Source organism: Bradyrhizobium sp. (assembly GCF_049798375.1).
Lineage (GTDB): Bacteria > Pseudomonadota > Alphaproteobacteria > Rhizobiales > Xanthobacteraceae > Bradyrhizobium.
In genome coordinates this window covers 1-10,105 of the sequence record NZ_JBARGP010000090.1, presented here as the reverse complement: position 1 = coordinate 10,105, position 10,105 = coordinate 1, and the positions used below count along the sequence as shown (strand labels likewise).

Here is a 10,105-nt window from a genome sequence, read left to right as displayed (position 1 = left end):
GTCGATATAGGTCTCCTCGCGCTTGACGAAATACATGGGAACATCGAGCGCATAATCGACCCAGCGTTCGAAACCCATGCCGTCCTCGAACGCCCAGGGGATCATGCCGGAGCGGTTGTTGTCGGTATCGCGCCAGATCTCGGAGCGGAATGACAGAAAACCATTCGGCTTGCCCTCCGTGAAGGGCGAGTTGGCGAACAAAGCGGTCGCGATCGGCTGCAACGCCACCGACACCCGCAGCTTCTTGACCATGTCGGCTTCGGAGGAGAAGTCGAGATTGGTCTGCACCGTGCAGGTGCGGTACATCATGTCGAGGCCGTAGCGGCCGACCTTCGGCATGTAGTTGGTCATGATCTTGTAGCGGCCCTTCGGCATCACCGGAATGTCCGCGCGCGACCAGGACGGCGTCATGCCGAGACCGAGGAAGCCGATGCCGAGCGGGGTCGCCACCTCGCGCACCTGCGCCAGATGCGCCATCAGTTCGGCCTGCGTCTGGTGCACGGTCTCGACCGGCGCGCCTGACAATTCGAACTGGCCGCCGGGCTCCAGCGAGATCGCGCCGCCTCCGGTGACGTCATGGAGCCCGATGATGTTGCCGCGCTCCATGATCGGCTCCCAGCCGAGCAGGAGCTTCATGCCTTCGAGCAGCGCCTGGATGCCGCGCGCGCCCTCGTATGGCACCGGCCGCAGGCCTTCCAATGTGAACGGCGTCTTCTCGTGCTCGGTGCCGATACGGAAGGCGGACGGCGGTTTCACGCCGGCTTCGAGCCATGCGACGAGTTCGTCGCGCGACTGCAGCGGAGTCATATCAATCTGGTCACGCGCCATGCGAGTCCCGGTTCAAGAGCGCAACTGATATCGCGCGCGGTGACAGGAATGCCCGCGAGCGCTCTGCGCCGCGAACGTTGAAAACGACAACAAAATTCATCGCAGCGGTGTGCCTTCCGCAGCGGGCGACGGCAAGGCTTCGCTGCAGGAGCAGCCGAGACGGTCGAGCAGTGCGCAGAGCTTTGCGGCATCCAAATCCGACAGTTTCGACCCGACATGCTTCTCGATCGCGGCCGAATAGGCCGCCCACATCCGCTTCTGCAGATCGCGCCCGGCCTCGGTGATCTCCACGAACTGGCCGCGCTTGTCGATCTTGCATTCGCGGCGCACCGCCAGCCCCTCGTCGACCAGCCGGTCGATCAGGCGCGAGGTCGAATATTGCGGTAGCAGCATCTGCCGTTCCAGTTCCACCGGCCGCAGTTCGCCGCTCGGCGCGCGCGACAGCTCCAGCAGCGCATCATACCAGGCGAGCGGCGGAAAACCGGCCTTCTTCAGCTCCTGCTCGACCGCGTCCAGCACCCGGCTCTGGACCCGCATCAGGCGGATCCAGGCGGCGGTCGCCTCGGTCGATGGTTTGCGTTTCATGGTCCGGCTCGTATCCTTGCTGCGGCTAGTCTAGCCTACTCGATGCATCTGCATCAATCTTGACTATTCCATGCATTTGCATTTAATCCCCATGCGTCCCTAACTCAATCTCTCTTAAACAACGGTTCGCAAGGAAGGAAACTCCCGATGAAGCTGTATTATTCTCCGGGCGCCTGCTCGCTCTCGCCTCACATCGCCCTGCTCGAAGCCGGCCTTCCCTATGAGCTCGTCAAGGTCGACCTTCGCGCCAAGAAGCTCGAAAATGGCGACGATTATTTGAAGGTCAATCCGAAGGGCCAGGTCCCGGCGCTGGCGCTCGACAGCGGCGAGATGGTCACCGAGGGGCCGGTGATCGTGCAGATGATCGCCGATCAGGCCGCAACACAGGGCCTGGCGCCCAAGCGCGACAGCGCCGAGCGCTACAAACTGCTGGAGTGGCTGAACTTCATCACATCAGAGCTGCACAAGAATTTCAGCCCCCTGTTCCAGCCGGCCTTCAATGACGAGGTCAAGGGCTTCTTCAAGGACCGGCTGATGGGCAAATTCCAATATGTCGATAGCCAGCTTGCGGGCCACGATTACCTGCTCGGCAAGGAATTTTCCGTCGCCGACGGCTACCTGTTCACGATGCTGTGCTGGGCGGACCGGATGAATTTCGATCTCGCAGGGCTCCCGAACCTGACCGCCTACAAGGCCCGGGTCGCGGCGAGGCCGAAGGTGAAGGACGCGCTGACCAAGGAAGGGTTGCTGAAGGCGGCGTGAGCACGGTCGGGATCTTGCCCTCTCCCTTCGTTAGAAAGGGTATTGATTGCACATCCCCGATGCGCCTGAATGCGCCCTCTCCCCTTGCGCGAGAGGGCTACACCACTGCGAACCATAAACCTCGCTTGGGTGAGGGGTTGGTGCCGCGAACGCAGACCTTCGATGAGGAGAGAAACCCCTCACCCGGCGCGCTTCGCGCGCCACCCTCTCCTACAAGGGGAGAGGGTGCACCGAGCAAGCCTATGCAGCACTGGCAGCTCTCTGCATAACTATGCCGCCTCCTTCGCCTTCTTCGGCGGGAAGCGGCCGTAGAAGGTCTCGCCCTTGGCTGCCATCTCCTCCAAGAGCTTCGGCGGAGTGAACCGCGAGCCGTATTTCTTCTCGAACTTGTGGCACAGCTCGACGAAGGTCTTGGTGCCCATGAAGTCGATATAGGACAGCGCGCCGCCGGTGAACGGCGCGAAGCCGAAGCCGAGGATCGAGCCGACATCCGCCTCGCGTACGTCGGTGATGACGTGATCCTCGACGGTGCGCGCGGCTTCCACCGCCTGCACCACCAGGAAGCGCTGCTTCAGCTCCTCGATGCTCAATTTGTCCGGATCGAGATGCTTGGGCTGCAGCTCGGCAAGACCCGGCCACAGGCTCTTCTGACCCTTGCCCTTCTCCGGATAATCGTAGAAGCCCTTGGCGTTCTTGCGGCCGTAGCGGCCTTGTTTCTCGACCATCTCGACCATCAGCTTCTTCTGGTCCTGATTGATCGCGTTGGCGCCGAGATCGGCCTCCGTCGCCTTCATGATCTTCAGGCCCAAATCGAGCGCGACCTCGTCCGACAGCGACAGCGGCCCGACCGGCATGCCAGCCATCCGGGCTGTGTTCTCGATCATCGCCGGCGGCACGCCCTCCAGCAGCATCTCGCTGCCTTCGGCGATGTAGCGCATCACGCAACGGTTGGCGAAGAAGCCGCGCGAATCATTGACCACGATCGGCGTCTTGCCAATGGTGCGGACGTAATCGAGCGCGGTGGCCAACGCGACGTCGCCGGTGTTCTTGCCGACAATGATCTCGACCAGCATCATCTTCTCGACCGGCGAGAAGAAGTGGATGCCGATGAATTTGCCCTGGTCCTTGAACTCCTCGGCCAGCGAATTGATCGGCAGGGTCGAGGTGTTGGAGGCGAAGATCGCGCCGTCCTTCAACAGCGGCTGCGCCTTGGCGTAGGTCTCGGCCTTGACCTTGCGGTCCTCGAACACGGCCTCAATGACGAGATCGCATTCCTTCAAGACGTTGTAGTCCGCAGTCGCAGTGATGCGGCCGAGAATCGCTTCGGCGTCGGCCGGCTTGGCGCGGCCCTTCTTGATCAGGCCGTCGATGACGTCTTTCGCATGCGCCTTGCCCTTGTCGGCGCTCTCCTGGTCGCGGTCGATCAGCACGACGTCGATGCCGGCGCGCGCCGAGACGTAGCCGACGCTGGCGCCCATGAAGCCGGCGCCGATCACGGCGAGCTTCTTGACCTTGGTCGGCGGCACGTTGGCCGGGCGCCGCGCGCCCTTGTTCAATTCCTGCATCGACAGGAACAGGCTGCGGATCATGGCTGCCGCTTCCTTCGAGCGCAGGATATGCGCGAAGTAGCGCGACTCGACGCGCAGCGCGGCGTCGATCGGCAACTGCAGGCCCTCATAGACGCAGCTCATGATGGCGCGCGCGGCCGGATAATTGTCGTAGGTCTCGCGGCGATAGATGGCGTTGCCAGCCGGGAACATCATCATGCCGTTCTTCGAGAACACCGGGCCGCCGGGCAGCTTGAAGCCCTTCTCGTCCCAGGGCTGGACAGCCTTGCCGCCACCCTTGATCCAGCCCTTGGCAGCCTTGATCAGATCGGCTGATGGGACGATGGCGTCGATCAGCTTCAACGCCTTGGCCTTCTCGAGCGGCAGCGCCTCGCCCTTCAACAGCAGATTCATCGCGTCCTGCGGCTGCACGATGCGCGGCACGCGCTGGGTGCCGCCGGCGCCGGGGAACAGGCCAACCTTGATTTCGGGCAGGCCGAGTCGCGTCTTCGGATTCTCGGCCGCGACGCGGTAGTGACAGGCCAGCGTCAGCTCGAAGCCACCGCCGAGCGCGAGGCCGTTGACCGCGGCGACCCACGGCTTGCCGGACGTTTCCATCGCGCGATAGATTTGCGAGAAGCGGCGGCTCTGCTCGAACAGCATCTGGTTGGCAGCCTCTTCGCCCTTGCTCTTCAGCACCTCGGCAAAGGCGTGGTTCATGCCCTCCAGCATCGACAGATCAGCGCCGGCGCAGAACGCATCCTTCGCCGAGGTGATGACGACGCCCTTCACGGCGGCATCCGCCGCGGTCTGCTTGACGATCGTCTCGAGCTCGACCGCCGAAGTTTCGTCGAGCACGTTCATCGAGCGCCCGGGAATATCCCAGGTGACGAGCGCGATGCCGTCGGAATCGGTTTCGACTTTGAAGTTCTTGAAGACCATGTGGTTGCTCCCTCGATGCCTGCAGCCGACCGGCGCGGCGAAAATTGCGATCGTAGGGTGGGTTAGCGAAGCGTGCCCATCCTGCCATTTACACCGTCATTCCGAGGCAAGGCCGAAGGCCTTGAGCCCGGAATCTCGAGATTGGTTTGCTCAGTACCCCTCACCTCGAGATTCCGGGTTCGCGCTTCGCGCGCCCCGGAATGACGTCTTTGCAGCTACACCCGCTCAATGATGGTCGCGGTGCCCATGCCGCCGCCGATGCAGAGCGTTACCAAAGCGGTCGACTTGTTGGCCCGCTCCAGCTCGTCGAGCACGGTGCCCAAGATCATCGCGCCGGTGGCTCCGAGCGGATGGCCGAGCGCGATGGCGCCGCCATTGACGTTGATCTTGCTGTTGTCGATCTCGAAGGCCTGGATGTAGCGCAGCACCACGGAGGCAAAGGCCTCGTTGAGCTCGAACAGGTCGATGTCCGACTTCTTCATGCCGGAACGCTCGAACAGCTTTTCGGTGACGTCGACCGGGCCGGTCAGCATCATCGCCGGCTCCGAGCCGATATTGGCGAAGGCGCGGATTTTCGCGCGTGCCTTCATGCCATACTTGGCACCGGCCTCCTTGCTGCCGAGCAGCACCGCGCCGGCGCCGTCGACGATTCCGGAGGAGTTGCCGGCGTGATGCACGTAGTTGACGCGCTCGATCTCGGGATGCGACTGCACCGCGACCGCATCGAAGCCGCCCATCTGCGCCATCTGCACGAACGACGGCTGCAGCTGCGCCAGCGTCTGCATCGTCGTCGAGGGCCGCATATGCTCGTCCTTGGCCAGGATGGTGAGGCCGTTGATATCCTTCACCGGCACCACCGAATTCTTGAACCGCCCCTCGTCCCAGGCCTTGGCAGCGCGCTGCTGGCTCTGCACCGCGTAAGCGTCGACATCGTCGCGGGAGAAACCGTATTTGGTCGCGATCAGATCGGCCGAGACGCCCTGCGGCATGAAGTAGGACGGCACCGCCATGGACGGGTCCATCGGCCAAGCGCCGCCGGAAGCGCCGATGCCGACCCGGCTCATCGATTCGGCGCCGCCGCCGATCACGAGCTCGTGCTGGCCGCTCATCACCTGCGCCGCGGCGAAGTTCACGGCATCGAGGCCCGAAGCACAGAAGCGGCTGATCTGAATGCCCGGCACCGCTTCGCCGAGCCCGGCATTCATCGCTGCGAAGCGCGCAATGTCCGAGCCGGCCTCGCCGACAGGATCCACCACGCCGAGCACGACGTCATCGACCACGTCCTCGGGGATGTTGTTGCGATCCTTCAGCGCCTTCAAGGGCACAGTGGCGAGCGCCAGCGCGGTGACCTCGTGCAGCGCGCCGTCCGCCTTGCCACGGCCGCGCGGGGTGCGAACGTGGTCGTAGATAAATGCCTCAGGCATGACGCCCTCCTGATATGATGTCCGTCATCTATAGCAAAGCAAGCGCCGGCGAGATGGCCGGCGCTCGTGGGGCGGATCAGAACGCGTCCGCCGGCAGTTCCATCATGGTGGCGCAGCCGGCCTGGATCTTCGCCAGATGCGCTGCGGTTTCCGGCAGCACGCGCTCCATGAAGAAGCGGCCGGTGACGAGCTTGGTCGACAGATAGGGGGTAGTCCCCGAGGCCGCAATCTTGTCCTGCGCGACCTTGGCCATCTTCGCCCACATGAAGGCAAAGGTGACGAGGGCGAACAGGTGCAGATAATCGGTCGCGGCGGCGCCGGCATTGTCCGGCTTGGCCATCGCGTTCTGCATCAGCCAGGTGGTGGCCTGCTGCAGGTGACCGAGCGCGGTCGACAGCGGCGCGACATAGGGCTTCATCGCCTCGTCCGCGCCGTGCTCCTTGGCGAAGCCATTGACCTCACCGAAGAACGCCATCACGGCGCGGCCGCCGTCACGCGGCAGCTTGCGGCCGACGAGGTCCAGCGCCTGGATGCCGTTGGCGCCCTCATAGATCATCGCGATGCGGGCATCGCGCACGAACTGCTCCATGCCGTGCTCGGCGATGTAGCCATGGCCGCCGAACATCTGCTGCGCCTGCACCGCGTTGGCAAAGCCCATGTCGGTCATGTAGCCCTTCATGACCGGTGTCATCAGGCCCATATGGTCATCAGCCGCCTGTCGGTCCTTCTGATCCTGCGAGCGATGCGCGACATCGCTCTTCAGCGAGGTCCAGATCACCATGGCGCGCGCGGCCTCGTTGAAGGCGCGTATCGACAACAAGGTACGGCGCACGTCCGGATGCACGATGATCGGATCAGCCGGCTTGTCCGCCGCCTTCACGCCGGTCAGCGAGCGACCCTGCAGGCGCTCGCGCGCGTAAGTCACCGCGTTCTGATAGGCGACCTCGGACTGCGCGAGGCCCTGCACGGCGACGCCGAGCCGGGCCTCGTTCATCATCACGAACATGCCCTGCATGCCCGTGTTCTCTTCGCCGATCAGCCAGCCGGTGGCGTTGTCGTAGTTCATCACGCAGGTGGAATTGCCGTGGATACCCATCTTGTGCTCGATCGAGCCGCAGCTGACGCCGTTGCGCGCGCCAACTGAGCCATCCGCGTTGACCAGAAACTTGGGCACCACGAACAGCGAGACGCCCTTGATGCCGGCGGGCGCGCCCTCGATTCGGGCGAGCACGAGATGGATGATGTTGGGGGTCAGATCATGCTCGCCGGCCGAGATGAAGATCTTGGTGCCCGTGATCTTGTAGCTGCCATCCGCTTGCGGCGTCGCCTTGGTGCGCAGCAGCCCGAGATCGGTGCCGCAATGCGGCTCGGTCAGGTTCATGGTGCCGGTCCATTCGCCGGCCACCATCTTCGGCACGTAGGTCTTCTTCTGCTCGTCGGTGCCGTGCACCAGCAGCGCCGCGGTCGCGCCCATGGTGAGCCCGCCATACATCGCGAACGCCATGTTGGCGGAGCACTGGAATTCGTTGACGGTCTGGCTCAGCGTGACGGGAAGGCCCTGCCCGCCATATTCCGTCGGCGCCGAGAGGCCGAGCCAGCCGCCTTCGGTGACCTGCTTGAACGCCTCCTTGAAACCCTTCGGCGTCGTGACGCTGCCGTCATCCCCACGCTTGCAGCCTTCGAGGTCGCCGCTGCGGTTCAGCGGCTGCAGCACTTCCTCGGCCAGCTTCGCCGCCTCTGCGATGATCGCCTCGCGCACGTCGGCCGACGCATCGGAGAAGCCGGGCAGATTGTCGTAGCGGTCGATCTGGAACACGTCGTTGAGCAGGAAGCTGACATCTTCCACGGGGGCTTTGTAGCTCGGCATCTCAAGTCTCCGGCAGGCGGGCTGTGGGTGCGAATCTCGGACGCGACGATCATAAGCAATGGTCGCCGACCTTAGCGATTCCAGGTGTGGTTATCCATGTACGGTTCAGTACAGATGGTCACGTCTTCGGACCTTGCGGCATGGCCAATTGCTCGCCCATCAGGCGATGCAGCAGGTTGATTGCCTTCAGCGGCCGGACCATGACCTTGAAATTGACGATGCGCCCTTCGGCGTCGAATGTGATGATGTCGACGCCGTTGATGGTGATACCGTCGACCTCGTTGGTGAATTCCAGCACGGCGCCGGTCGCGCTGGTCCACTCGCCGACATATTTGAAGCCGGGGCCGCCTAACACTTTCTCAGCACTGGCGAGATATTTGAACGTGATGTCGCGGCCGCGTTGCGGCGTATGCACGACCGGGCTTTCGAACACGGCGTCCGGATGCAGCAGCTCCCACAGCGCCGCGCGGTCGTGCGACGTCATGTAGCCGTACCATTTCGCAAGGCCGGTCGTTGTCATCCGCCGTCTCCTCCGGGCAAAGCTGCGACCGCTTCGATCTTCGCCGTATATGCACATTGACGCATATGCGCATGTGTGCATAAAGTCAAGCGATCAAGATCATGAGCAGATTGGAATCATGGCCCTCGGTGACGCCATCCTCGCGTGCCTGACCGAACATCCGATGACGGGCTACGAGCTCGCCAAGACGTTCGATTCCTCGATCGGCTTCTTCTGGAAGACCGACCACCAGCAGATCTATCGCGAGCTGTCGCGGCTGCGCGACCGCGGCTACATCCAGGGCCGCGAGGTGGTGCAGACCGGCAAGCCGAACAAGCTCGTCTACACGCTGACGCCGGAGGGGCGCGCCGCGTTCCGGCACTGGGCGGCGCGGCCGAGCCTGCCCGCCTCGATCAAGGACGACCTCCTGATCCGTCTTTACGCGTTGGAAGCCGTCGACATCGCGCCGCTGCGCGCCGACCTGATGGCGCGGCTGGAACACCACCGCGACCGCTACGAGCGCTATGACCGCATCGTGAAGAAGCGCTTCCCCGACGGGGTGGCTTCGCCGGCCGACATGGGCAAGCTGCTCAATCTGCGCATCGGGCTGCGCCACGAGCAGATGGTGGCGGAATGGTGCGAGGAGGCGATCACCGCGCTGTCGGCGATCTCGGGCGTGCCCCAGCCACTCGCCTCGGATCCCTGAGGAAAGCACTGGTTGAACTGACTTATCGCCGCGGCCGCAAAACTTTAGGCGGGCCGTGCTGCGATCCTTAACCCGGTATTTACCGTAACGGCCAAAAGTCGGGACTGGAGCAGACAACCTGCGCGACGTGCGATCCTGTCGGGTCGGGACGTGTGGGGAGGGCTGGAGGCGCCGGGTTGGGGCGTCGAACCGGAACCGGACGAAAGCATGAATTCGCGCGTACCGTGGAGTAATGAAGGCATCGACCCCTCGGTTCGCGTGCGGGCCGAGGCTGCGGCGCAGCGCGCCGGCATGACCCTCAATGACTGGCTGAGCTCGACCGTCGGTCGGTCGTCCGCACCGGATTTCCGCGATCCGCAGGAGATGCGTGCCGTCGCAATGGCGCGCGAGACCCGCGAGGTCGCCGACATTCATCAGCGGCTGGATTCCATCGCAAGCCAGATCGAACAGATGTCCCGTCCCGGTCCGCGCCGCGAGACGGTTCGGGGCGAGCAGGGCGTCGCGCGCCAACTCAACGATGCCATCTCCCGCCTCGATGCGCGGCTGTCGCAGATCTCGACGCCGCTGCGACGGACCAGCACCGAAGAACAATATCGTGGCCCCGAAGGGGTCGAGCGCGCCGCGGCGCAGCTCTATCGCGCGCCGCTGAGCCCGGCCTCGCTCGACGTCGCCGTGGCCGAGATCAGCGCCCGCCAGAGCGAGCTCGACAATCCGAAGCCGCGGCAGCTCGCCGCGCATCAGGCGCCGCCGACGGCACCTGTCATGGCGCCGGCGAGCGCGCCGGTGATGACGCCCCCGGCGCCGGCCACGCCTTCTGGTCCCGATTATTCGGTGCTCGAGCGCCATCTCCTGAAGATCACCAGCCAGATCGAGGCGCTGCAGCGACCGGACGACGGGATCGAGCAGTCGATCGCTGCGTTCCGCGCCGAGCTCGCCGACATCCGC

At 64.0% G+C, this 10,105-nt stretch carries 8 protein-coding genes and 1 pseudogene; 3 read left to right on the top strand and 6 right to left on the bottom strand.

The features are described from left to right. Together WA702_RS04350 and WA702_RS04345 are read right to left on the bottom strand one after the other, a co-directional pair. On the bottom strand, positions 1-828 hold an 828-nt coding region (locus tag WA702_RS04350; protein WP_425109305.1), incomplete at its 3' end, for a glutamate--cysteine ligase. 96 nt (positions 829-924) lie between these two features. Continuing rightward, entirely contained in the window at positions 925-1,413 is a 489-nt protein-coding gene (locus tag WA702_RS04345; protein ID WP_425109304.1) for a MarR family winged helix-turn-helix transcriptional regulator, read from the bottom strand. 147 nt (positions 1,414-1,560) lie between these two features. Between WA702_RS04345 and gstA the strand changes: the two genes are divergently transcribed. Next, complete coding sequence (gene gstA, locus WA702_RS04340; protein ID WP_425109303.1) at positions 1,561-2,175, top strand: glutathione transferase GstA; 615 nt, start codon at positions 1,561-1,563, stop codon at positions 2,173-2,175. 269 nt (positions 2,176-2,444) lie between these two features. Here the strand turns inward: gstA and WA702_RS04335 are convergent, their stop codons facing one another. The 4 genes from WA702_RS04335 to WA702_RS04320 all read right to left on the bottom strand — a co-directional run bounded on the left by WA702_RS04335 (position 2,445) and on the right by WA702_RS04320 (position 8,475). After that, positions 2,445-4,664, bottom strand: coding sequence for a 3-hydroxyacyl-CoA dehydrogenase NAD-binding domain-containing protein (locus tag WA702_RS04335; protein WP_425109302.1), 2,220 nt, complete (start codon positions 4,662-4,664; stop codon positions 2,445-2,447). A gap of 215 nt (positions 4,665-4,879) precedes the next feature. Beyond that, positions 4,880-6,088 (bottom strand): acetyl-CoA C-acetyltransferase, encoded by a 1,209-nt coding sequence (locus WA702_RS04330; protein ID WP_425109301.1) that lies wholly within the window; start codon positions 6,086-6,088, stop codon positions 4,880-4,882. Between the two features lie 76 nt (positions 6,089-6,164). Further along, positions 6,165-7,955, bottom strand: a complete 1,791-nt coding sequence (locus WA702_RS04325) for an acyl-CoA dehydrogenase C-terminal domain-containing protein (RefSeq protein ID WP_425109300.1) — start codon at positions 7,953-7,955, stop codon at positions 6,165-6,167. A 118-nt stretch (positions 7,956-8,073) separates the two neighbouring features. After that, positions 8,074-8,475, bottom strand: a complete 402-nt coding sequence (locus tag WA702_RS04320; RefSeq protein WP_425109299.1) for a nuclear transport factor 2 family protein — start codon at positions 8,473-8,475, stop codon at positions 8,074-8,076. Positions 8,476-8,593: 118 nt separating this feature from the next. Here WA702_RS04320 and WA702_RS04315 point away from each other — a divergent pair, with 118 nt between their 5' ends. Next, a complete protein-coding gene (locus tag WA702_RS04315; RefSeq protein ID WP_425109298.1) occupies positions 8,594-9,160 on the top strand; it encodes a PadR family transcriptional regulator in 567 nt (188 codons plus the stop codon). A gap of 207 nt (positions 9,161-9,367) precedes the next feature. Next, positions 9,368-10,105 (top strand): annotated as a pseudogene (locus WA702_RS04310) (hypothetical protein); the annotation flags it as partial.

Bases quoted from the DNA above. Each gene is read 5' to 3' on its own strand.
- WA702_RS04345 (WP_425109304.1), bottom strand. From the start codon at position 1,413: ATGAAACGCAAACCATCGACCGAGGCGACCGCCGCCTGGATCCGCCTG.
- gstA (WP_425109303.1), top strand. From the start codon at position 1,561: ATGAAGCTGTATTATTCTCCGGGCGCCTGCTCGCTCTCGCCTCACATC.
- WA702_RS04335 (WP_425109302.1), bottom strand. From the start codon at position 4,664: ATGGTCTTCAAGAACTTCAAAGTCGAAACCGATTCCGACGGCATCGCG.
- WA702_RS04330 (WP_425109301.1), bottom strand. From the start codon at position 6,088: ATGCCTGAGGCATTTATCTACGACCACGTTCGCACCCCGCGCGGCCGT.
- WA702_RS04325 (WP_425109300.1), bottom strand. From the start codon at position 7,955: ATGCCGAGCTACAAAGCCCCCGTGGAAGATGTCAGCTTCCTGCTCAAC.
- WA702_RS04320 (WP_425109299.1), bottom strand. From the start codon at position 8,475: ATGACAACGACCGGCCTTGCGAAATGGTACGGCTACATGACGTCGCAC.
- WA702_RS04315 (WP_425109298.1), top strand. From the start codon at position 8,594: ATGGCCCTCGGTGACGCCATCCTCGCGTGCCTGACCGAACATCCGATG.